Source organism: Streptomyces sp. NPDC048419 (genome assembly GCF_043200415.1).
In the GTDB taxonomy this organism is placed as follows: Bacteria; Actinomycetota; Actinomycetes; order Streptomycetales; family Streptomycetaceae; genus Streptomyces.
Window position 1 is genome coordinate 352173 of record NZ_JBICXT010000006.1, and the last position, 22977, is coordinate 375149.

Genomic DNA, 22977 nt, shown 5'->3' on the forward strand with positions numbered 1-22977 from the left:
TGACACACCGTCAGAACGGGCGGGGTTTACGGGGTGAGGTCAACTCGCCCGTTTTTCGCCTCTCTTGGTCCGTACGTCCAGGCCAAGAAGCATTAATGATCAAGCAGAACAGCTTGGAATCAGCACCCCGCGTCTATTAACGTTCGATAACGCAGCGCGGTCGTCCCAGCCGTCACAAGAGTCGGCTCCGTGCGCACGCGCCGAATCCCGCAAGGGAACCGGGGAACCACCACCCAGGGGTGAATCGCATGGATACCGCCGTGGAGGCACGGCTGGTATACGCGCGTAGGAGACCTTCCTGCTCCGAACCCGTCAGCTAACCCGGTAGGCGAGAAGGAAGGAAAGGAGCGCGCCCACGTGGCGTCCAACCCGCCTGCCCCGGCAGCACCGTTCGTGCCGAGCACCGAGCCCTTCGGCTTCCCCGGTCCCCGTTCCGACGAGGGTCCGTGGGAGGAGTGGAACCCCACCGAGGAGTCCCTCCAGCCGGTCCGCGGCCGGCACCGTGTCGCCAAGCAGCGCGGCGGTGGACTCGCCCGCAGCTCCACGGTCCTCGGCGTCGGCGTCATAGCCGCCGTCGGCGCGGGCGGCATGGCCAGCGCCAACACCGGCAAGCCGCCGGTTTCCATCTCCATGCCCGACCTGGGCTCCGTGGGCCACATGTTCGGCGGCTCCACCGAGACACCCAAGGGCTCGGCCACCGCGCTCAGCACTGTCGGGGTGACCACCAAGGACACCGACCAGGGCGCCAAGGACGCCGGTCAGGCGCTGCGCGACCGCATCATGGCGCAGGCCGAGAGCCAGCAGGTGCAGGTCGACAGCAAGGCCCGGTCCGTCACCGAGGCGGCCATCGCCAAGCAGGCCGGCGACGCCGCCGAGAAGGCGGAGAAGGAGGCCGCGGCCAAGGCCGCCGCCGCCAAGGAGAAGGCCGAGGCGAAGGCCAAGAAGGCGGCCGAGGCCGCGCGTCTGGCCGAACTGGCCAAGCAGTACAAGCTTCCGGTCGTGTCCTACACGATCACCGGCACCTTCGGGCAGCCCGGCTCCATGTGGTCCTCCGGCTACCACACGGGCCTCGACTTCGCCGCCCCCACGGGCACGCCCATCAAGGCCGTCCACAGCGGCAAGGTGACCGAGGCCGGCTGGGCCGGGGCCTACGGCTACCGCACGATCATGACCCTCGACGACGGCACGGAGCTGTGGTTCTGCCACCAGTCGTCGATCAGCGTGAGCGTGGGCCAGCAGGTCAGCACGGGCGAGGTCATCGGCCGGATCGGCGCCACCGGCAATGTGACCGGGCCGCACCTGCACCTCGAGGTCCACCCGAACGGCCAGGCCGAGGGCATCGACCCGATGACGTGGCTGCGCGGCAAGGGCCTCACCCCCTGATCCACGCCCGGACCCCGGTGGTCCTGGCGGCCTCCCCCCGACGTCAGGGCTGCCGGCGGACGTGCGCGCGTCCGCCGGTCGCACGCTCCGTGTTCACGTGATCTTTGCGGCGCCGACGGAATGGGCCGCTCCGGCGCATTCGTTGGCGTAAGGCATGACGTCCCCTACTCTGCGCCGGCTCGGCTCCTCCGGCCTCGAGGTCTTCCCGCGCTGCCTCGGCGGCAACGTCTTCGGCTGGACCGCCGACGAGGCCACGTCCTGCTCGACGCCTACGCGGCCGCCGGCGGCAACTTCCTCGACACCGCCGACTCCTACTCGGCGTGGATCGACGGCAACCAGGGCGGCGAGTCCGAGACGATCATCGGGTGGGGGTCCCCCCGCTCGAGCGGAGCCGAGAGTGCGGGAGGGGCAGGGCGCGCGGCAACCGCGACGACGTGGTCATCGCGACCAAGGTCAGCGGGCACCCCGAGTTCCCGGGCCTGACGGCCGCCAACATCAAGGCCGCCGCGGACGCCTCCCCGCGCCGCCTGGACACCGATCACATCGACCTCTACTACACGCACTTCGACAAGCCGGAGGTGCCGGTCGAGGAGATCGTCGGCGCACTCGACGAACTGGTGCGGGCCGGCAAGATGCGGCACATCGCCGCCTCCCACATCTCGGCCGACCGGCTGCGCGCGTCGCTGGACTTCTCCGACCGCGAGGGCCTGGCCAAGTACGTGGCATTGCAGCCCCACTACAACCTGGTCCCACGCGACACCTACGAGGGCGAGCTCCAGGACGTGGCAGCGCGCTACGGCCTCGCGGCCGTCCCGTACTACGCCCTCGCCGCGGGCTTCCTCACCGGCAAGTACCGGCCCGGCACCCGGTCGACGGCGCCCGGGCGGGCCGGGTGGCGCAGTACCTGGGCAGCGAGCGGGGGCAGCGGGTCCTGACGGCGCTCGACGAGATCGCCCGCGCGCACGACGCCCAGGTGCCCGCGGTCGCCCTGGCCTGGCTCACCGCTCAGCCGACGGTCGCCGCACCGATCGCGTCCGCCCGCACGGTGGAGCAGCTGCCGGCGCTGCTGGAGGTGGGGGAGCTGACCCTCACGGAGGCGGAGGTCGCGCGGCTGACGAAGGCGTCGGCCTGATCACACGGGCGGGCGGACCCTACGACTGGTACGGGTTGTACGCGGGGTTCGGTATCGCGGGGTATCCGTACACCCCGTACACCGGCCAGGGCGGCGCGACCACGGGGACCGCGGGCGCCGTCGCGCGCGCCGCGTAGTCCAGCGCCGGACGCGACACCTCGCGCCGCCGCCACAGCTCGTACAGCAACTCCCGTTCCCTCACGACGAAGTCCGCGCCGGCGCGGCCGCACCGGCCCCGGTGCCGCAGGAAGGCCAGCGAGGTCGCGTACGCCTCGTACTGGGTGACCTGGCGTGCCGCGGGCCGGCCGCCGTAGTGGGCGGCGTAGTCGCGGGCCAGCCGGCGGGCCCGCATCGAGCCGAGGGCGTAGGGCTCGGCGGGGGAGAGCCAGCCGGCCACGGCGTAGGCGGGCAGTTCCTCGCGCACGGTGCGCAGTTCGCGCTGGCGTGTCCAGATCACCAGCCAGGTCAGCAGGCCGAACGCCGGGACCATGAAGGCGGCGTAGACGGCGAAGAACCCGTACTCGCCGAAGGTCGACGAGCCGTTCCAGATCGCGTGCATGCCCATCGCGAGCAGCAGGCCGGAGAGCGGGACCAGGATCCGCCGCAGATGCTGGCGCTCCGAGGAGACCGCGGCGAGGCCGAAGCCGATGCCGGTCAGGACGGTGAAGAGCGGGTGCGCGAACGGCGACATGATGACGCGCACGAAGAACGTCGCGGCGGTGACGGAGGCGATGCCGCGTTCGCCGGTGAGCTGGTCGGTGCCGAAGGCGGTGCCCAGATAGAGGATGTTCTCGGTGAACGCGAAGCCGGTGGCGGTGACGCCGGCTATGACGACGCCGTCGACGATCCCGGTGAAGTCCCGTCTGCGGAACAGGAAGACGAGGAGGACGGCCGCCGCCTTCGCCGACTCCTCGACGATGGGCGCTATCACGGTCGCGCCGAGGGTGTCGGCGCTGGACGGATCGGCCGTCGCCGTCGCTATCCACTTCGTGGCGAAGCTGTTGGCGACGATCGCTATCAGCGCCGCCGCGCAGGCTCCCCAGGCGAAGGCGAACAGCAGGTTGCGCCAGGGCCCGGGTGCGACGCGGTCGAGCCAGCGGAAGGCGGCTATGAGCAGGGGGACGGGCAGCACGGCCAGCCCCAGCCCCACCAGGAACCCTTCGGTGCCGGTCTGCTCGCGCACCAGAGCCAGGATGACGAGCCCGGAGAGCGCGAGAAGAGTGCTGAGCGCGCCGTACCGCACTCCTCTGCGCTGCCACCAGTGCGCATGCCTGAGCGCACCACCGGCCGGGCCGCCGGGATGCGGCGGATGCGTCGGGTACGGGGGACTGCTGGCCACGGCATTGACCCTAACGAGGCAGGGCGCCGCCCGCGACGGTACGTCGGATCGCCCGTGCGGCCGAAGGGGGTTCAGGCGCCGGTGGGGGGCTGGTTGCGGTGCTGTACGCGACGGAAGAGCAGGTCGTTCACGACATGTCCCTTCTCCAGACCCTGGCCCTCGAAACGGGTCAGCGGCCGGAAGTCGGGACGCGGCGCGAAACCGCCGTCCGCCTGAGTGTTCTCGAACGCCGGGTGCGCACCGAGCACCTCGAGCATCTGTTCGGCGTACGGCTCCCAGTCGGTCGCGCAGTGCACGATGCCGCCGGGTCTGACGCGGGTCGCGACGAGGTCGAGGAACTCCGGCTGGATCAGCCGCCGCTTGTGGTGCCGCTTCTTGGGCCAGGGGTCGGGGAAGTACACGCGCAGCCCGTCCAGTGAGTCCGGGCGGAGCATCTCGCGCAGCAGGATGATGGCGTCCCCGTTGCCCACCCGGACGTTGGACAGCCCGTGCTGCTCGGCGAGGTTGAGCAGATTGCCCTGGCCAGGGGTGTGCACGTCCACGGCGAGGATGTTCGTCCCCGGGTCCGCGGCGGCCATCCGCGCGGTCGCCTCGCCCATCCCGAAACCGATCTCCAGCACGACGCGGTCGGTGTTCTGGAACATCTCGGCGAGATCGATCGTCTCCTGCCCGTCGATGTCCAGCCCCCACTGGGACCACAGCCGCTGCAGCGCGTCCGCCTGCCCCGCCGTCACCCGGCTCCGCCGCGGCTGGAAGCTCCGGATCCGCCGCTCGAAGTGCGACCCCGCGGGGTCGGCCTTCGGCCCGTCCGGAAAACGCGGCTCCCCCTTCGCCCTGGTGTGCCTGACGGACACACCGGGCGCGTGCGGGGAGAGCTCGTCCGGCCCGCGGTGGGCGGGGCCGACGGGCTGGGGGACTTCGGAGGCATTGAGCGAGTCAGACACAGTGGGGTCGATTTTACGGGGGTGGTGGGGGTGGGCGGCGGCGACGGACCTGTGGCGCGGGGCACGTCTCACACCGCACCCAGCATCACCAGCGCCCTCCTCGCCACCTCCCGCCCGATGGGCAGCGAAGCGGTCGCCGCGGGCGAGGGCGCGTTCAGCACGTGCACCGCCCGTGGCCCCTCCTTGATCAGGAAGTCGTCCACCAGCGAGCCGTCCCGCAGCACGGCCTGCGCCCGGACCCCCGCGTCCGTGGGCACCAGATCATCCGGACCCACCGCAGGCAGCAGCCTGCGCACCGCCTTGGTGAACGCCCCCTTGGACACCGACCGCCGCATCTCTCCCGCGCCGTAACGCCAGTGCCGCCGCGCCATCCGCCACGCCCCGGGCCACGCCAGCGTCCCGGCCACCTCCCGCGGCCTGACGACGCCCCAGCCGTACCCCTCGCGCGCCAGCGCCGGCACCGCGTTGGGCCCGATGTGCACGCCTCCGTCGATCCCGCGCGTGAGATGCACGCCGAGGAAGGGGAACGCCGGATCCGGCACCGGATACACCAGACCGCGCACCAGGTCGGGCCGCGCCAGCTCGTAGTACTCCCCACGGAAGGGGACGATCCGCATCTCCGGGTCGTCCCCGGTCAGCCGCGCCACCTCGTCGCAGTACAGCCCGGCGCAGTTCACCAGCACCCGCGCCCGGACGACGTCCGCGGCCCGGGTGCGCACCGCGACCCCGAGCTCCGGCCGCCGGTCGATCCACTCGACCCGCGCGCCGTACCGGATCTCCGCCCCCGACGCCTCGGCGAGCTGACGGGCCACGCCCACGAAGTCGCACACGCCCGTCGTCCCGACGTGTATCGCCGCGAGGCCCCGCACCTCCGGCTCGTACTCGTCGATCTGGGTCGTGCCCAGCTCCCGCACCGGTATGCCGTTCTCCCGGCCGCGCTGCACCAGGGCGTGCAGGCGGGGCAGTTCCTCCCGCTCCGTGGCGACGATGAGCTTGCCGGTCACTGCGTGCGCGATGCCGTACTCGGCGCAGAACTTCACCATCTCGGCGGCGCCCCGCACCGCGTACCGCGCCTTGAGCGAGCCGGGGCGGTAGTAGATCCCGCTGTGGATGACCCCGCTGTTGCGCCCCGTCTGGTGCCGGGCGGGTCCCGGCTCCTTCTCCAGCACGGTCACCCGGGTCCCCGGCGCGGCACGCGTGATCGCGAACGCCGTCGACAGCCCGACGATCCCGCCACCGATCACCAGCACGTCGCAGTCGTAAGCGATCTCCGGCCGCACCTGCACCACCTCCGCATTCGATAGTGCACTGCGCCACTGACAGTCGCTTCAAACGCGGGGAAGCGGAGGTCTGCCGACCTCACGCCGGTGCCATCAGCAGCGGCCTCGCCCGCTCCCTCAGCTCCACCACCCGCGGCTCGTCCCCGTAGGGCTCCAGCCGGTGCAGAAGATCCTTCACGTACTCGGTGGTGCGCGCCGAGGAGATGCGCCCCGCGACCTCCACCGCCCGCACGCCCTGCTCGCACGCGGCATCGAGGTTGCCGGACTCCAGCTCAGCGACGGCCGAGACGACCAGCCGCAGACCGTGCGACCGTACGAACTCCTCCGTCGGTTTCGACAGCGCCTGCTCCGTGAAGCGGCGCACCTGACGCGGAGCCTTCAGGTCGCGGTAGCACTCGGCCGCGTCCGCGGCGAACCGGTCGTAGGAGTAGAAGCCGAGCCAGGTCGGGTCGTTGTCGCCCTCACGGGACCGCTCCAGCCATCCTTCCGCGGCCTTCAGCGCGGCGCCCGCCGCCTGGGCGTCGTTGGCGCGCGCGTGCGCGCGTGCCTCGACGAGGCGGAAGAAGCTCATGGTGCGGGCGGTCGCCAGGCCCCGGTTGCGCTCCAGGGCGGCCTGCGCGAGGTCGACGCCCTCGTCACCGAAGCCGCGGTACGTCGCCTGCAGCGACATCGATGCCAGCACGTACCCCCCGAGGGGGACGTCGGCCGCAGCGCGCGCGAGGCGCAGGGCCTGGATGTAGTACCGCTGCGCGGCCTCCTGCTGGCCCGTGTCGAAGGCCATCCACCCGGCGAGGCGCGTGAGTTCGGCGGAGGCGCCGAACAGCGCCCGCCCCACCTCGTCCGAGTACGAGCCGAGCAGCAGCGGTGCCGCCTCCACCCGTAAACATTCGGGCACCATCGACGAACGCCAGTCGCCGCCTCCGTACTTGGAGTCCCAGCGCCTGGCGTCCTCTGCGGCCTCCCGCAACTTCTGCACGTCGCTGTGGCCGACTTTGAGCGGTGCGCCCGAGCCCTCGGCGGGGTTCGCCTCGCGCGCCACCGAACTGTCGGCCGGTGTTATCAGCCACCGTGAGGCCGGCGTTGCGTAGGCGCTTACTGCGAACGATCCGGCCAGCGACTGCCAGATGCCACCGGCGCCGGCCCGGCGCCCGGCGAGGTCGAGACGGTAGAGATCCGTCGCCGACCGCACCGCCTGTCCTACGTCCCTGGGGAAGGCGAGCCCGACTTCGGGTGCGGGATCCGCGTCCGCCAGGCCGATCTCGTGGAGCGGCACAGGGCGGCCGAGCTTCTGGCCGATCGCGGCGGCGATGAGGTGCGGCGCGGCGCCCTGGGGCACCATGCCCTTCGAAACCCAGCGCGCCACCGAGGTCTTGTCGTAGCGAAGTGTCAGCCCGCGTTGAGCGCCAAGGTCGTTGACGCGTCGCGCGAGTCCTGCGTTGCTGATTCCCGCGAGGGCGAGAACGGCGCCGAGCTTTTCGTTCGGCCCGCGTTGCTCCCTGGACATGCGCCACCCCTCGACACAGACGGCTGCCGCGCTGGCATAACCACGCGGCATTCGTAAACCCAGCGTAGTTCGCCGCATCCCAAGCGTTAAGGGGCATAACTCCGGATGGCGGGATTGTGGTCCGCACGGAAGTACGGGTGCGATACGCGCAGTTGTGCCGTGCTCCCGCTGTGTGGCCGTGCGCCCGTGCGTGCGCTCTTCTCCGGCCAACCGGGGAGCGCTTCCATGATGATGCGTGGGTCGGCCCGCTGTACTGGATCCAGTGGGCTGGGGGACACCGCCGCCACCATCCCCGCGGGCGGCGGACGGGCCCGGGGGGCGAACTCCGTCTCCCGGGCTGCGCGCGGCCGATGTGCTGCGCAGAGCCTGTACGGAGCGTGTCGACGCCTGCGCTCGCGTCAGGTATTTGGCCGAAAATCGACCCCGTGTTCTCCGCGCAAATACCGCTCCCACCATGGAACTTGAGGGCGCGAAAGGCGTTTTCGGGGAGCATTGCGGGGGCGCATTCGCGTCGCAGCGACCGTGCCACGTACGGGCGTTCGTCCTCTCGGAAGGGTGAGCGCCCCAGCGTATTCCGCGCGGTACAAGCAGCTCCGCCGCCCCTCCGGCGTGCGTCCTTCATGGCAGCATGGGGAACCAGTTCGTGCGGTGCACTGGTTGTCCACAGCTTGTGGAGGCGTCGATGCGGTGGTTGGTGGGGTGGAGCAGCACCGCAGCGGGGGCTTTGGATTTCGCCTCCGCAGGGGTCACCTCAGAGGGCGGCGAGACCGTGCACCCGGTGGGCTCCCAGCTCCTGTGGGGCGACCCCGATCCGCTCTGGGCGGTCGGCGACTGGCGCCCCGACGAGGTGCGGGTGGTGAAGGCCGACGCCCAGACCCGGATCGCGGTGCTGGGTACCTGCGCTGCCTCCGACGAGCAGCTGCGCGTCGGGCTGTTCGCCGCGCGCGGAGGCGCTCTGCGGCATCTGACGGCCTGGCCGGGCAGCTACACGGCGATCGTCCAGGTCGGCCGCAGGCTCACCGTCTGCGGCGATCTCGCGGGCGCCCGTCCCATCTTCTACACGCCGTGGGCGGGCGGCACGGCCTACGCCACCGCGGCCCTCCCGCTCGCCGACCTCATCGAGGCCAACCTCGACTTCGGCCACCTCGCCGCGCTGCTCGCCGCCCCCGACGTGCCGGCCGCACTGCACGACTCCACGCCCTACGACGGAGTGCGGCGCATTCCGCCCGGGCACGCACTGATCCTGCGCGCCGGAGCACGCGAGATCGCCGGCTACGAGCCCGTCGCCTCCCTCGCGGTGGCGGCGCCCTCGGCGGACCCCGACAGCGCGATCGACGCGGTGCGCGACGCGCTGATCGACGCGGTACGCGCGCGTCTGTCGGCGCCCAGGCACGTCCCCGGGACCGACATAGACCCAGGCCCGGTGCCCGGCATGGGCCCGGCCGAGCGGCGCGCCGCGCGCGGGATGCCGGTCGCCGGCATCGGCGCCGACCTCTCCGGCGGCCCGGCCTCTGGCACCCTGGCGCTGCTCGCCGCGGGCCTGCCCGGGATGCCGGGCACGGTCCTGGGCCACGGCACGGGCGCGGGGGAGCGACTGCTGGCGGTCACCTTCAACGACCTGGCGGTCGGCGGCCGCGAGGCCGAACTGGAGCGCGCGGGAAGCCTGGCCGCCAACCCGCGCCTGCACCACGTGGTGGTGACCGGCGGCGAGGAGGCGCTCCCGTACGCCGAGCTGGACGGCCCGCTGACCGACGAGCCCGGCCAGTGCCTGGTGACGGCGGCGCGGCACCGGGCCCGGCTGGCCTCGGGCAGCGCCGACCACTTCACGGGCTACGGCGCCCGCCAGGTCCTGGACGCGCATCCGGCCCGCCTGGCCGACCTCCTGATGGACCGCAAGCGCCGCCACCTCGTGCGCCCCGTGGCCGCACTCGCCAAGGCGGACGGCTCGGTGATGGTGCCCGCGCGCGTGTACGGCGCGGCCCGCCGCCTCGCCCGCACCCCGTACCGCACCGGTCTCGAGGTGCTGGCCGACCGCCTGCTGCAGCGCCGTTTCGACGAGCCCGGAGGCGCCGTCGGCGCCTCCCTGGCGGCCCTCACCTGGGCCAGACCGGGTCCCGCGGCACGCTGGCTGACCGGCGAGGCCCTCGCTGAAGTATCGGTTCGCCTACAGGCGTCGACGGGCCGTTCGGGCGTGGGGCCGGGCCAGCGTCCCGGCGACTACCGCGCGCGTGCCGCCCTGGCCCGCCACGCTGCGGACCTGCGCGTCCTGGAGCAGGCGGCCGAGATCCGCTCCCAGCGCCTGCACGCGCCCTTCCTGGACAACCAGGTCGTACGCGCGTGCCGGACCCTGCCCGAGGCCCTGCGCGTCCAGCCGGGCGCCCGTGCCGCCATCCTGAGCTCGGTCCTGGAGGGCGCCGGCGTCAGCGACCTCCCGCCCGGCTGGGGCGTCCCCTCCCACGCCTCGGCGGCGGTGGCGGCCCGCACCGGCCTCCGCGTCGCCGCCGACTCCCTGATGGCCCTCTTCGGCACCCCCCTCCTCGCCGAGGCGGGCCTGGTCGAGGCCCGCACGGTCCGCAAGGCCCTCCGCGCGGCGGCGGCCGGCGAACCCCTCCCCCTGGACGGCCTCGCCGACCTCGTCTCCCTGGAACTCTGGCTCCGCCGCCTCCTGGCCCGCCGAGGCACCTGCTGGACGGGCACCCCGGCCCGGCAGCGGGCGGTACCGGCGGGGATCCATCCGCAGAGGGGGGCGTTGGCCTCCGGCGAGGGGGCCGGGGTCGCCTAGGGAGGGATGCTTCGAAGCGCCGGTCCGCCGCACCGCAGCGGCAAAACCCCGTGCCGCACACAGGCCCCCCGGCGACAATGACCCGGTGCGGTACAAAATCCTGGGCGTCACCCAGGCCGAGGACGACCACGGCACCGCCGTACCCGTCCCCGGCCCGCGCCTCCGCACCCTCCTCACCGCCCTGGCCCTGCGCCCCGGCCGGATCACCACCCCCGACACCCTCATCGACGAGGTCTGGTCGGACACCCCGCCGCACGACGCCCCCGCCGCCCTCCAGGCCCTGATCGCCCGGCTCCGCCGCACCCTGGGCAAGGACACGATCACCTCGGCCCCCGGCGGCTACCGCCTGGAGGCGGCCGAGGACGACGTGGACCTGTTCGTCTTCGAGCGACTCGTACGCCGGGGCACGGCAGCCCTCGGCCAGGACGACCCGCAGACCGCCGCCCGCACCCTGGCCGAGGCCCTCGCCCTGTACCGCGGCCCCGCCCTCGCGGACCTCCCCGACCGCACCCCCGCGACCCGCCCGGAGGCCCTGCACCTGGAGGCGACCCGCGCCCGCATCGACGCGGACCTGCGCCTCGGGCGCGCCCACGCCGCCGTACCGCACCTGAAGGAACTGACGACGGCGTTCCCGTACGACGAGCCGCTGCACGCCCTCCTCATCCGCGCCCTGCGCGACACGGGCCGCACGGCGGACGCCCTCGCCGCGTACGAGACCGCCCGCCGCGCCCTGGCCGAAGGCCTCGGCGCCGACCCGGGCCCGGGGCTGCGCGCCCTGCACACGGAACTGCTCACCCCGGCGCCCCGAGCACCCGAAGTCGAACGCCCGCACCCGCCCCGGCCCGCGCCGGCCCCCGACCCCGCCCGCGTCGGCAACCTCCGTCCGCGGCTTACCTCTTTCGTGGGCCGGGAACCTGAACTCGACGCCATCCGTTCCGAATTGCACAGGGCGAGACTCGTCACCCTCACCGGCCCCGGCGGCTCCGGAAAGACCCGCCTCGCCGAGGAGGCCGCCGCCGGGCTTCCGCAGGCGTGGCTGGTCGAGCTGGCTCCGCTCGACCGGCCGGAAGCGGTGCCCGGAGCGGTGGTCAGCGCGCTCGGTCTGCGCGAGACCGTGCTGATGACCACCGAGCTGACGGCCCCGCAGGACGACCCCGTCGCCCTGCTCGTCGAGTACTGCGCCCCGCGCAGCCAGCTCCTGATCCTTGACAACTGCGAACATGTCGTCGAAGCGGCGGCCACCCTCGCCGAGACGCTGCTCACCCGCTGCCCGGGACTCACGATCCTCGCCACCAGCCGTGAACCCCTGGGTGTCCCCGGCGAGTCGGTGCGCCCGGTCGAACCCCTCGTTCCCGACCAGGCGTTGCGGCTCTTCGAGGAGCGCGCGTCCGCCGTCCGTCCCGACGCCGAGGCCGTGCTGCGCGACCGGGAGGCGGTCCAGGAGATCTGCCGCCGTCTGGACGGACTGCCGCTCGCCATCGAGCTGGCCGCGGCCCGGCTGCGGCTGCTCACACCGCGGCAGATCGCCGACCGGCTCGACGACCGCTTCCGCCTTCTCACCTCCGGCAGCCGTACGGTCCTGCCTCGCCAGCAGACCCTGCGCGCGGTCGTCGACTGGTCCTGGGACCTGCTCGACGAGCGGGAGCGCACCGTGCTGCGCGAGGTCTCCGTCTTCGCCGGCGGCTGGGACCTCGCGGCGGCGGAGGCCGTGTGCACCGGCCCGGCGGCCGATCTCATCGGGGCGCTCGTGGACAAGTCCCTGATCGTGGCGGCCCCGTACGGCACCGGCACTCCCTACGACCAGGACGGCTCGGCCGGCATGCGGTACCGCATGCTGGAGACCATCCACGAGTACGCCGCGGAGCGCGCAGCCGAGGCCCCGGAGTCGCGCGCCGAGGCCGAGCGGCGGCACCGCGCGTGGGTGCGCGCGCTGGTGGAGAAGGCCGAGCCGCTGCTGCGCTCCGCCGATCAACTCCCGTGGATCTCCCGCCTGGAGACCGAGCTGGACAACATCCGCGCGGCCTTCCACCGCGCGCTCATCTGCGGCGACGAGGAGGAGGCGGGCGCCCTCGCGCTCAACATCGGCTGGTTCTGCTGGCTGCGCAACTACCGCCCGGAGGCCATCGACTGGCTGGACCGCACCCTGCGCCTGGGCGCGGCCCTGGACGCACACCCCGCAGCCACGGTCTCCCCGTCCGCCACCCGGTCCCTCACCACCGCCCGGACGGCCGGCTGGACGAACGGCCGGACGAGCGGCCCCGTCGGACAGATCGACCCCGTGGACGCCTTCCTGGCCGCCCCGGAGGGCGAGTCGGACCACCCGCGGCACAGGCTCCGGATGAACCTCCGGATGCTGCACGTGTTCCTGAGGTCGGACTCCGAGCGGATGGACGACGGCGCCCTGGACGACCGGATGCGCGCGTACATCACCCGGCTGAGGGACCACTTCGCGCGGGGCGGCCCGGACGCGGCCCGTCTGCCGGGCATCGCCTGGCCGCTGGCCACCTTCGTCCTGGCCTCGGCGGACGCCCGTGCCGCCCTGGACAAGACGGTCGCCAACTGCCGTGTGCACGGCGACGAGTGGGCGATCGGCGTCGCCCTGATGTTCCGCACGCACATGGCCGTCGACTCATCGGGCGGCCTGAAGGGTGTCGACGAGGACCTCGCTGAGCTCAGGGTGCTGAGCCGCCGCGTCGGTGACCGCTGGATGCGGGCCCAGGTGTGCAGCGCGGCCGGCGAGGCGGCGATGGCGCGTAGCAGGCTGGACGAGGCCAAGGGCGAGTACGACGAGGCGCTGCGGCTCGCCTACGAGGTGGGGGCGTACGCCGAGACGCCGTTCCTGATGGCCCGGCTCGCCGAGATCGCCTACCGCGCGGGCGACCGCGCCACCGCCCTGCGCGGGCTCGACGAGGCGACGGCGGCCGCCGACCAGTACGGGGTGCCGGACACCAGGGCGTTCCTCCTGCTGATGCGCGCCCAGCTCGCGCTGGACGAGAAGGACACCGCCCGCGCGCGGGAGTTGGCCGACGCGGCTCGTGTGGAGACCGGCCGCGGCACACCGCCGCCGCAGTTCATGGTGATGCTGAGCGCGGTCGACACCCTGGTGACGGTCGCCGAGACCGGCCCGGAGCGCGGTCTGCCGAAGCTGGCGCACACCATCCGTGAGGCAGTGGACCAGCGGTGCGCCGACGTGGTCACGGCGACCCTCGTGGACCACGCGGCGGTCCTGCTGTCCGATCTCGGGGAGCATCCGCGCGCGGTCCGTCTGCTCGCCGCCGCGGAGAGCCGGCGTGACGGCGCCCCGCGCCCCATGCCGGAGCGCGCCGAGGCCGAGCGCGCCGAGACCGCCGCCCGAGCCGCGCTGAGCGCCGAGGAGTTCGAGGCGGAGCGCGCCCGCGGCGCGTCCCTCGCGCCCGACGGAGTCCTCGCCGAACTGGACCAGGCCGTACGCGTCCACGGGTGAGCTACGAGCAGGTGAACTTCGACTCGGCCCAGTCCGCCGGCGTCAGCGAGTCGAAGCCGCTCTGCGGCGAGACGACCAGGCGTACGGTCCTGTGCCCGGCGAGGTTCACATGGACCGGGACCGCCGGGGCGCCGCCCTGGACCGTCCCGGACCGCCACAGTGGGACGCCGTCGGCGTAGACGGAGAAGTAGACCTTGCCGATCCCCAGGGTCATGTCGTCGACGCCCACCACGGCGTCGTAGGCCGAGCAGGTGCGGTTGAGGTCGATCGTGACGGAGGACTCGCCGTGCACGGTCACACCGCGCGCGTACTGCTTGCCGGCGATCGACATGCCGTACCGCTGCCAGACCCAGCTGCTCTCGCCGAGCCGCATCTCCGGCTCAGTGCCGTCGCCGGTGAGGTCGTAGGCCAGCGCGCTCCACTCGTAGACCACCGGGGGCGGCGGGGGGCTGGGCTTCGGGGTCGGCGTGGGGGTGGGCTTCGGGGTCGGCTTCGGCTCGGGCTTCGGGGTGGGAGCCGGCTTCGGGGTGTGATGCGGCCGGGGGGACGGCGTCGGTGCCGGTGCCGGCTCGGTGGCCGACACCGGTACGAACGGCGGCTTCGGCGCGGGCGCCTTCTTCGGCGGCGCCGGCTTCGGCGACTCCGGCCGGACGGACGGCGCGGAGGAGGGCGCCTTGGCGTCCTGCTTCTTGGCCGGGGCGTCGCTGCCGGACAGCGCGAGCGCGAGGGCCACGCCTGCCGCGGCGACCACGGCGGCGGTGGCGAGGCCGACCTTCGCGGGCGCGCCCAGCCCCTCGGCGGCCGCCGCGCCACCGGCGCCCGCACCGCCGGACGAACCGCCGCCCGCCGCCGCGGCCGCACCCGCCACGCCCGCGGCACCGGCTCCGGTGCCGCCGGCGATGAGCGCGGCCGCCTTGGCGTACCCGGCGGCGCCGAACCAGCCGATGACCGCGACCGGAACGACACCGGGGATACCGCCGGCGACTTCCTTGATCTGTCCCGCGGCCAGGCGGCACTTGGCGCACTCCTCCAGGTGCTTGCGCAGCCCCCGCTCGGCACGGGTGCGCAGTCCGCCGCGGGCGTAGGCGCCGAGCCGGTCGGCGTGGCGGGCGCACTCCTCGTCGTCGGCGAGCGTGGCGCTGACGTGGGCCTGGAGGTAGGCCTGCTTCAGGCCCTCGCGGGCGCGGCTGGCGAGCACGCGCGTGCCGTTGGCGTCCAGCCCGAAGAGCGTGGCGACGTCGCTCGGCGACTCGTCCTCGACCTCGGTGTGCCACAGCACGGCCTGCCAGCGCTCGGGCAGCGACCGGAATGCCTGCATGGCCATGGACTGCTCGGCCACGTGCATCGCCCGCACGTCGGCGCCGAGGTCGAGCGTGTCGTCGTCGGAGACCTCGGAGGAGCGCGCGGCCTGCGCGGCGAAGACCGCGAAGTCGTCGACCAGGTGCTCCCGCTTGGCGGACTTCGTCCAGCTCGCGGCGACACGACGGACGCTCGTGAGCAGATAGGCGCGTACGGCGTGCTCGGGACCGTGGCCCCCGCGTACGGCCTGGAGCATGCGGGCGAAGACCTCGGCCGTGAGATCGTCCGCGGTGTGGGCGTCGCGGCAGCAGGTGCGGGCGTAGCGGCGCACGGCGTCCGCGTGGCGCCGGTAGAGCTCCTCGTACGCTGTGTCGTCGCCGGAGCGCATCCGCACGATCAGGTCGGCGTCGGACGGCGGGAAGTCCCTCGGCGGTGGCAGCACGCTGTCCTCGTGCAGCTCGCGCTGCGCCGGGACGGTGCCCTCCGCGGGATCGACGGATTCGACAGGTCCGACGGGCTCGCCGCCCTGCATCGGAATCACGGTCTCGGCGGGGCCACCGCTCTGCGGCCCGCCCGCCCGTCCGCCCTGACTCGGCACCTGCGGCGGACCGCCGGCTCCCTCGTCGCCGTCAGAAGGCGACTCGTCCCGCCCGTCGAAGCTCATCGCGGAACGCCCCTGCCGCCGCCTGACCCACCAGTCCCGAACACCGGGTCAGAGTGCCATATTGGCTTTTGTTCAGGACCCCGCAGGGCGGACCATCCACTCGTCCGTGGGCACTTGTCGTGCCGTAGTACTGGGCGTCCCCCATTCGGGGAAGGGTCAATTGACGTTCAGCGTGCGGCAGTTGAGCGACTTACCGGAAATGTCCGACAGGGTCCCGGCATCGGATCACTCCCGGCGTCAGATCGCCCAGGGGCCCGTAGCGCCACGGCTTCGGATGGCCTACGGCCTCGGATCGCCCGCGACCTCGGACCTCGGGTCGCCCACGGCCCCGTGTCGTCCCGGCGCACACGCCGGACGCGCGGGCTGCGCAGCGCCCGCGCTCCAGCACGAGACCGTGTCCGCGGATCAGACAGGTCGCGACCGCAGCCCTTCGAGCAGGATGTCCAGCAGTCGCGAGGAGGCGGCCGCCTGCTGTGCCGGGTCCGGCAGCGAGGGCGCCGCCGTGGCGATGACCAGCAGGACGTCCGACACCGACACGTCGGCCCGCAGCTCACCGGCCGTGCGCGCCCGCTCCACGAGCCGGCCCACGACCTCGAGCAGCGCCGCCGCGCCCGTGTCGTCCTCGTCCGCGGCCCTCGAGGCTTCCTCGGAGACCAATCGCAGCTCGCCGGAGCCCGGCTGGATCCGCTGCTGCGGCACCCGGGCCTCGTCGAACACATTGCCGTCGGAGCGGCCGTCACCTTCGTCGGTGACCGAGACCCGCAGCACCTGCGGCGGCAGCAGCCGCCCGGCGCCCGAGGCCACCGAGGTCCGCAGGAAGCGCGAGAGCGCCGACCACGGCTCGTCCTCCTGGCCAAGTGCCGCGCGGGCCTGGTCGGTCAGCCGGGAGGTCTCCTCCTCGGCTATCCGCCGCACCAGGACGTCCTTGCTCGGGAACCGCCGGTACACGGTGCCCACACCCACCCGCGCCCGGCGCGCCACGTCCTCCATCGGCGCGCCGTAGCCCAGTTCGCCGAAGACCTCCCGCGCCGCGCGCAAGACGTGCTCCAGATTGCGCTGTGCGTCCACGCGCAGCGGCGTCGTACGCGATCCGTCGCGTCCGTTGCCCGCCGCCGCGCTTACCATGCCGCCCGTTGTCAGTGCTGACGCGGACGACCAATGAGAGTCCTGAACATGCATAAGTGTTCCCCCGGTAATGACGTCTCCCCCCGGAGACTCTCCCCGCCATCTGATGCCGGAGCGCGGGAACATGCCCGGTTCACCGGTCCGCCCCTCGCGGACTCGATGAGCGATGAGCGCATCCCCCTACACCCCGTCGACACACGAACATAGTTGAGCGGGGGTCAATTCAGAAGGGGCAGGTTCCGCACGGAGCGCCCCCCGATCGGACCACGGGCCGCATACGTCCCGATTACGCCCCCCAAGGTCATCAGGCGCACATCCTCTGACCTGCAATCCTTCCCAGCACTCGGGCAATCCGGCCAACCCTGGGCGTCCTGGGCAGGCGGTCACACAAATTGTCGGGGCTGTGGACAAACTCAAGCGCTGGGTGCGTCATGGGATGGTGAAGGAACGTGCGCGCATTCTCGTTGTCGGCGGCGGCTACGTCGGGATGTACACGGCTCTGCGCCTCCAGCGGAGGCTGAAACAAGAACTGAGGCGGGACGAGGTCGACATCACCGTCGTCACTCCGGACCCGTACATGACCTATCAGCCGTTCCTTCCCGAGGCGGCGGCCGGTGCCATTTCCCCGCGTCACGTCGTCGTACCGCTGCGCCGCGTCCTCGACCGGTGCCATGTCGTCGTCGGCGAGGTGCAGTCGATCAACCACGCCAAGCGCACCGCCACCCTCACCACCCTCGCCACCGAGGAGGAGGGAGCGGGCCCGGAGCAGCTCACGTACGACGAACTCGTCCTGGCGCCCGGCTCGATCTCGCGCACCCTGCCGATCCCCGGCCTCGCCGACCACGGCATCGGGTTCAAGTCGGTCGAGGAGGCCATCGGCCTGCGCAACCACGTCATCGAGCAGATGGACATCGCCTCCTCCACCCGCGACCCCGAGATCCGCGACGCGGCGCTCACCTTCGTCTTCGTCGGCGGCGGGTTCGCCGGGGTCGAGGCGCTCGGCGAACTCGAGGACATGGCGCGCTACGCGGCCCGCTACTACCACAACATCCAGCCCGAGGACATGAAGTGGATCCTCGTGGAGGCCTCGGACCGCATCCTGCCCGAGGTCGGCGAGGAGATGGGCCGCTACACGGTCACCGAGCTGCGCCGCCGCAACATCGACGTACGCCTGCACACGCGCCTGGAGTCCTGCGCGGACCGGGTCGCCGTCCTCAGCGACGGTTCCCGCTTCCCGACCCGTACGGTCGTCTGGACGGCCGGCGTGAAGCCCCATCCGCTCATCGCCGCGACCGACCTGGCGCGCAACGGCCGGGGCAGGCTGAAATGCACCCCCCAGCTGACCGTCGACGGCACCACGCACGCGTGGGCGGCAGGAGACGCGGCCGCCGTCCCCGACGTCACCGCGGCCGAACCGGGCGCCGAGACGGCCCCCAACGCCCAGCACGCGGTCCGCCAGGCCAAGGTCCTCGGCGACAACATCGCGCACTCGCTGCGCGGCGAGCCCCTGGAGACGTACGCCCACAAGTACGTCGGCTCGGTCGCCTCGCTCGGCCTGCACCAGGGCGTCGCCCACGTCTACGGGCGCAAGCTGAAGGGCTACCCTGCGTGGTTCATGCACCGCGTGTACCACCTCAGCAGGGTGCCCACCTTCAACCGCAAGGCCCGCGTCCTTGCCGAATGGACGCTGTCGGGTCTCTTCAAGCGGGAGATCGTCTCCCTCGGGTCGCTCGAACACCCGCGGGCGGAGTTCGAACTCGCGGCCGGTGGAAAGCCTCCGACCGACCCCTTGGGCGACCCGAAGGGGTCGTCCTGACCGGACCGAGGAACTCCGACGCCCGGGAGGGCGTCCCACGGATGTCGCCCCGGTGAGCGACACTGCCAGACTGATCCCGCCCCAGGGCGAGCAGCCGCTCGTCCCCCGCACCCAAGAGGCTCTTCCCACCGTGCTGCATCCCGGGGGCGTCACCCCCCAGCCCTCCGGTCAGGTCCGGAGCCGGCCCAAGACGCCGAAGACGACGACACGAGGCAAGGATTCGTGAACTTCACGCGCTGGAGCGCCCGGCTCCCCGGAACGCAGCGCCGCGCCGCTGGGCGGACCGATCACGCGGTCGCTCCCGAACGGCAGGGCGACACCGCGAGCTCCGTCCCCGCGGCCCGCGCCGAACAGCTCACCGACGAGCACGCGCCCGTGCCGGCCGTCGACGAACTCCCCGTCCGCGAGGTGCTCGACCGCGTCCCCGCCCTCGTCGCCCTGGTCCACGGCCCCGACCACCGTGTCGCCTACGTCAACGACGCCTATGTGGCGGCCTTCGGCGTACGGCCCCTGGGCGAGCCCACCCGCGACGCGCTCCCCGAACTCGACGAACTGGGCCTGCTGCCGCTCCTCGACCAGGTCCTGCGCAGCGGCAGACCCCGCACGCTGAAGTCCCGCAAGGCCCCTGACGGCCGCTCCTACACCTTCACCTGCACCCCGGTCACCGAGGGGGACGACGACGGCGGTGTGCTGGTCTTCGCCACCGACGTCACCGACCACGCCGAGGCCGCCGAACGGCTGCGCGCCAGCGAGCGCAGCCAGCGCGAGACCGCGGTCACCCTCCAGCGCTCACTGCTGCCCCAGGAGCTGGAACAGCCCGACGACCTGCGCATCGCGGCCACCTACCAGCCCGGTGGCACGGAGGCCGCGGTCGGCGGCGACTGGTACGACGTCATCACCCTCGGCGGCGGCCGCACGGCCCTGGTCATCGGCGACGTGATGGGCAGGGGCGTACGCGCCGCGGCGGTCATGGGCCAGCTCCGCACGGCCGTGCGCGCCTACGCCCGCCTCGACCTGCCGCCGCACGAGATCCTCCAGCTCCTCGACGTCCTAGCCGCCGAGATCGACGCCAACCAGATCGCCACCTGCGTCTACGCCATCCACGACCCGAACGAGGGCCGGCTGGTCTACGCCTCCGCCGGCCACCTGCCGATCCTGGTGCGCGACGAGAGCGGCACCGTCCTGCGCGCCGACGAACCCACCGGCCCGCCGCTCGGCACGGGCGGCTGGATGCACGCCTCGGGCTCGGTCCCGCTGGGCCCCGGCGCCACGGCCGTGCTCTACACCGACGGCCTGGTCGAACGCAGGGACGCGGACCTGGACGAGGGCATCGCCTCCCTGGAGCGGGCCCTCGCCGGTGCGACGGGCACGCCCCAGGTCGTCTGCGACCGCCTGGTCCGCTCGGCGGGCGTCACCGCGGACCACGACGACGATGTGGCCGTCCTGGTCCTGCAGCACCCGGCCCGCACCGGCCCCGACAGCGACCTGTTCCGCAACGCGGCCCTGGAACTCCTCGGCGGCGTCGAAGCGGCCCCACGCGCGCGTGCCTTCGCCTCCGGGGTCCTGACGAGCTGGCGGTTCCCGTCCGAGCTGCACGACCTGGGCGTCCTGGCGGCGAGCGAACTGGTCGCCAACTCCCTCCAGCACGGCACGCCCCCCATGCGCCTGCGCCTGCGCCGCACCGACCGCCGCCTGATCATCGAGGTCACCGACGGCGACGACCACCTCCCCCGCCGGCGCCGCGCGGAGCCGGTCGACGAGTCCGGCAGAGGCATCGCGATCGTCGCGACCATCGCCTCGAACTGGGGATCACGACGCACGCCCGGCGGCGGAAAAGCGGTCTGGTGCGAGTTCCTGCTCCCGAAGACCCCCGCCTGACGGCGGCTACGCCTCCGAGACAACCGAATCCGCGGCAGCCCCACCACGAGCGACCACCCGGCTCCGCGCCAGCCACGGCTGATCCTGTACGGCGGTGAGCTGCCGCCCCAGCCGTACGGCGAGGAAGGTGATGCCCAGCGAGAACACCAGGAACGTCACCACGTACGGCCCGTGCAGCGAGGCCCCCATCGGCCCGCCGACGGCCGGCCCCACGGCCAGCGCCAACTGCTTCACCAGGGCGAAGACCGAGTTGTACTGCCCGGCCATCCCGCTCGGCGCCAGATCGGCGACCAGCGGCGCGACGGTCGGCGACAGCATCGCCTCACCGAGCCCGAACAGCGCGTACGTCGACACGAAGGCCGCCGTCGCCATCTCCCGGCTGCCGTGCCCGAGCCCGGCGTAACCGGCCGCGACCCACGCGACGGCCCAGATCAGCCCGACACCGGCGATCACCCGCGAGCGCCGGCGCCGCTCGACGAACTTGAGCACGGCGAACTGCGCGACAACGATCATCAGCGTGTTGGCGGCCAGCGCCGTCCCCAGCGCGGACGTCGAGATCCCGGCGGCCTCGACGCCGTAGGCGCTCAGCCCCGACTCGAACTGCCCGTAGCAGGCGAAGAACAGCACGAAGCCCAGCACGGACAGCTGCACCATGGCCCGGTTGCCGAGCAGCTGTTTCCAGCTCCCCCTGGCCGACGGGGCGGGCGCGCCCTCGATGCGCGGCGCCCGCGGCATCCGCACGGTCGCCATCACACCCGCCAGCAGCAGGAACATCGCCGCCTCGATCGAGAACAGCAGGGTGAAGGAGTCGACGCGCGTAGCGTCGACGAGATGGCCGCCGATGAGGCCGCCGACACCCAGCCCGAGGTTCTGCAGGAAGAACTGCATGGCGAAGGCACGCGAGCGCGTGCCGGCCGTGGAGCAGTCCACGATCATCGTCGCGAGCGCGGGCTGCATCACGGCCTGGCCGGCGCCGAGCGCGGCCGACGACAGCAGTACGGCCGTCGCACTCCCCGCCAGTCCCAGACTCAGCGCACCTACGGCGGCCGTGACCAGGGCGGCGATAAGGACCGGCCGGGGACCGCGCCGGACGATGGCCCGTCCGGCGAACGGCAGCACGATCAGCGCGGCCACGGCGAAGACGGCGAGGACGAGCCCCGCCGTCATGGCTCCCAGTCCCCGCACCTGCGCCACATAGACGTACAGGTAGGGGACGGTGAAACCGAGCCCGAACGCGCTGAGTGCGTTACCCACGTGGATCCGGCGCATCGCTGCGCCCATCGCCCTGGTCACGTTCACCTCTCTCACTAGTTAGGACTGAAGACTTCAAAGCTAAAGTTCGAAGCTAAAGAGTACACAGTCAAGGACTTCAAGGCAAAGGAGCTGCGTGCCATACTGCGCCCATGGCCCAGACCCCCGGCGTCACGGAGCCGACACTCGAAGAGCAGATCGCCGCGTACCAGCGGGAGTTTCGGGACCTCGACCCCCAGGTCGAGAAGATCGTCTCGGCGCTCTCCCGGCTGAACCGCCGTATGAACGTCGCCTACGGCCGCCAGACCGCCGCCCTCGGCATCAGCAACGCCGAGTGGGAGGTCCTCAAGGCGCTCGTGCTCTCCGGCGCTCCCTACCGCCTGGGCCCGAGCGACCTCGCCAAGCGCCTCGGCCTGACGCCGGCCGCGATGACCCACCGGATCGACCGCATGGTCGGCGAGGGACTGGTGACCAGGGAGCGCGACGAGTCCAACCGGGTCCGGGTGATCGTGGAGCTGACCGCCGAGGGCCGTGAGAAGTGGCTGGAGGCGATGCGCCTCGCCACGGTCTTCGAGGAGGATCTCCTCCAGGACCTGTCCCTGGCCGACCGCACCGCACTCGGCGAGGTCCTCACCCGCCTCCTGCGTAGGGTGGAACACGCCCAGCCGGACGCCGGCGGGCGCCTCACCGACCTGGACTGAGGCACAGAGAAAGATCTTGACACGGGGTGCTTGACAGGCCCTCGCTGGATCCGTAAAGTTCTTCGGGTTGCCACGGGGCCGTAACGGTTCTGCGGCAGCACCTCCGCCGCACTAGCGGCAAACCAAACCAAAGCACGATCTCCCAAGCGGGTTGATTTCGACATGCTCGAATTCAATTCCACCTGGGACTGGGCGGCCCGATTGGGAATCGCCGAGAGAATCCGCTAAGGTTTGAGACGTCGGAACGGCCCAACGGCCGGGAAGACAACCCCCTCTGACTGGGAATCAGACGCCGAAAGGATCTGATAGAGTCAGAAACACCGAAGGGAAGCGCCCGGAGGAAAGCCCGAGAGGGTGAGTACGAAGGAAGCGTCCGTTCCTTGAGAACTCAACAGCGTGCCAAAAGTCAACGCCAG

At 72.5% G+C, this 22977-nt stretch carries 13 protein-coding genes, 1 pseudogene and 1 riboswitch; of the genes and pseudogenes, 7 read left to right on the top strand and 7 right to left on the bottom strand.

The features are described from left to right. Window positions 1–188: 188 nt before the first annotated feature. A riboswitch (cyclic di-AMP (ydaO/yuaA leader) is annotated at window positions 189–346 on the top strand. Between the two features lie 11 nt (window positions 347–357). Both ACGFYN_RS16850 and ACGFYN_RS16855 read left to right on the top strand, forming a co-directional pair. Next, window positions 358–1383, top strand: a complete 1026-nt coding sequence (locus ACGFYN_RS16850) for a M23 family metallopeptidase (protein ID WP_393866563.1) — start codon at window positions 358–360, stop codon at window positions 1381–1383. Between the two features lie 154 nt (window positions 1384–1537). Further along, a pseudogene (locus tag ACGFYN_RS16855) lies at window positions 1538–2515 on the top strand (aldo/keto reductase). Window positions 2516–2534: 19 nt separating this feature from the next. On the opposite strand, the gene ACGFYN_RS16860 reads toward ACGFYN_RS16855, so the two are convergent. From ACGFYN_RS16860 to ACGFYN_RS16875, 4 genes are all read right to left on the bottom strand, one after another. Further along, entirely contained in the window at window positions 2535–3854 is a 1320-nt protein-coding gene (locus tag ACGFYN_RS16860) for a PrsW family intramembrane metalloprotease (protein ID WP_393866564.1), read from the bottom strand. Between the two features lie 71 nt (window positions 3855–3925). Beyond that, window positions 3926–4798, bottom strand: coding sequence for a tRNA (guanosine(46)-N7)-methyltransferase TrmB (gene trmB, locus ACGFYN_RS16865; protein WP_393866565.1), 873 nt, complete (start codon window positions 4796–4798; stop codon window positions 3926–3928). Between the two features lie 68 nt (window positions 4799–4866). Continuing rightward, entirely contained in the window at window positions 4867–6087 is a 1221-nt protein-coding gene (lhgO, locus tag ACGFYN_RS16870) for an L-2-hydroxyglutarate oxidase (RefSeq protein ID WP_393866566.1), read from the bottom strand. A gap of 70 nt (window positions 6088–6157) precedes the next feature. Then, complete coding sequence (locus tag ACGFYN_RS16875; protein WP_393866567.1) at window positions 6158–7582, bottom strand: MFS transporter; 1425 nt, start codon at window positions 7580–7582, stop codon at window positions 6158–6160. Window positions 7583–8264: 682 nt separating this feature from the next. Between ACGFYN_RS16875 and ACGFYN_RS16880 the strand changes: the two genes are divergently transcribed. Together ACGFYN_RS16880 and ACGFYN_RS16885 are read left to right on the top strand one after the other, a co-directional pair. Continuing rightward, on the top strand, window positions 8265–10364 hold the full coding sequence (locus ACGFYN_RS16880; protein WP_393866568.1) for an asparagine synthase-related protein: 2100 nt from the start codon (window positions 8265–8267) through the stop codon (window positions 10362–10364). A gap of 85 nt (window positions 10365–10449) precedes the next feature. Next, window positions 10450–13827, top strand: a complete 3378-nt coding sequence (locus tag ACGFYN_RS16885) for a BTAD domain-containing putative transcriptional regulator (protein ID WP_393866569.1) — start codon at window positions 10450–10452, stop codon at window positions 13825–13827. A 1-nt stretch (window position 13828) separates the two neighbouring features. Here the strand turns inward: ACGFYN_RS16885 and ACGFYN_RS16890 are convergent, their stop codons facing one another. Both ACGFYN_RS16890 and ACGFYN_RS16895 read right to left on the bottom strand, forming a co-directional pair. After that, window positions 13829–15790: a sigma-70 family RNA polymerase sigma factor gene (locus tag ACGFYN_RS16890; protein ID WP_393866570.1), complete on the bottom strand. Its 1962-nt coding sequence runs from the start codon at window positions 15788–15790 to the stop codon at window positions 13829–13831. Window positions 15791–16195: 405 nt separating this feature from the next. Beyond that, on the bottom strand, window positions 16196–16969 hold the full coding sequence (locus tag ACGFYN_RS16895) for a TetR/AcrR family transcriptional regulator (RefSeq protein ID WP_393866571.1): 774 nt from the start codon (window positions 16967–16969) through the stop codon (window positions 16196–16198). Window positions 16970–17351: 382 nt separating this feature from the next. Between ACGFYN_RS16895 and ACGFYN_RS16900 the strand changes: the two genes are divergently transcribed. Beyond that, window positions 17352–18731: an NAD(P)/FAD-dependent oxidoreductase gene (locus tag ACGFYN_RS16900; RefSeq protein ID WP_393866572.1), complete on the top strand. Its 1380-nt coding sequence runs from the start codon at window positions 17352–17354 to the stop codon at window positions 18729–18731. Window positions 18732–18953: 222 nt separating this feature from the next. Further along, window positions 18954–20609, top strand: coding sequence for a SpoIIE family protein phosphatase (locus ACGFYN_RS16905; RefSeq protein WP_393866573.1), 1656 nt, complete (start codon window positions 18954–18956; stop codon window positions 20607–20609). Window positions 20610–20615: 6 nt separating this feature from the next. On the opposite strand, the gene ACGFYN_RS16910 is transcribed toward ACGFYN_RS16905, so the two are convergent. Beyond that, window positions 20616–21902, bottom strand: coding sequence for an MFS transporter (locus ACGFYN_RS16910; protein WP_393866589.1), 1287 nt, complete (start codon window positions 21900–21902; stop codon window positions 20616–20618). Window positions 21903–22012: 110 nt separating this feature from the next. Here ACGFYN_RS16910 and ACGFYN_RS16915 point away from each other — a divergent pair, with 110 nt between their 5' ends. After that, the gene (locus tag ACGFYN_RS16915; protein ID WP_393866574.1) at window positions 22013–22561 is read left to right on the top strand and encodes a MarR family winged helix-turn-helix transcriptional regulator; all 549 of its coding nucleotides are present in this window, start codon (window positions 22013–22015) and stop codon (window positions 22559–22561) included. Window positions 22562–22977: the final 416 nt, after the last annotated feature.

What these genes read in the sequence shown, in the direction of transcription:
- ACGFYN_RS16875 (WP_393866567.1), bottom strand. Translation starts at nt 7,582, where the DNA reads ATGTCCAGGGAGCAACGCGGGCCGAACGAAAAGCTCGGCGCCGTTCTC.
- ACGFYN_RS16880 (WP_393866568.1), top strand. Translation starts at nt 8,265, where the DNA reads ATGCGGTGGTTGGTGGGGTGGAGCAGCACCGCAGCGGGGGCTTTGGAT.
- ACGFYN_RS16890 (WP_393866570.1), bottom strand. Translation starts at nt 15,790, where the DNA reads ATGAGCTTCGACGGGCGGGACGAGTCGCCTTCTGACGGCGACGAGGGA.
- ACGFYN_RS16895 (WP_393866571.1), bottom strand. Translation starts at nt 16,969, where the DNA reads ATGCATGTTCAGGACTCTCATTGGTCGTCCGCGTCAGCACTGACAACG.
- ACGFYN_RS16900 (WP_393866572.1), top strand. Translation starts at nt 17,352, where the DNA reads ATGGTGAAGGAACGTGCGCGCATTCTCGTTGTCGGCGGCGGCTACGTC.
- ACGFYN_RS16915 (WP_393866574.1), top strand. Translation starts at nt 22,013, where the DNA reads ATGGCCCAGACCCCCGGCGTCACGGAGCCGACACTCGAAGAGCAGATC.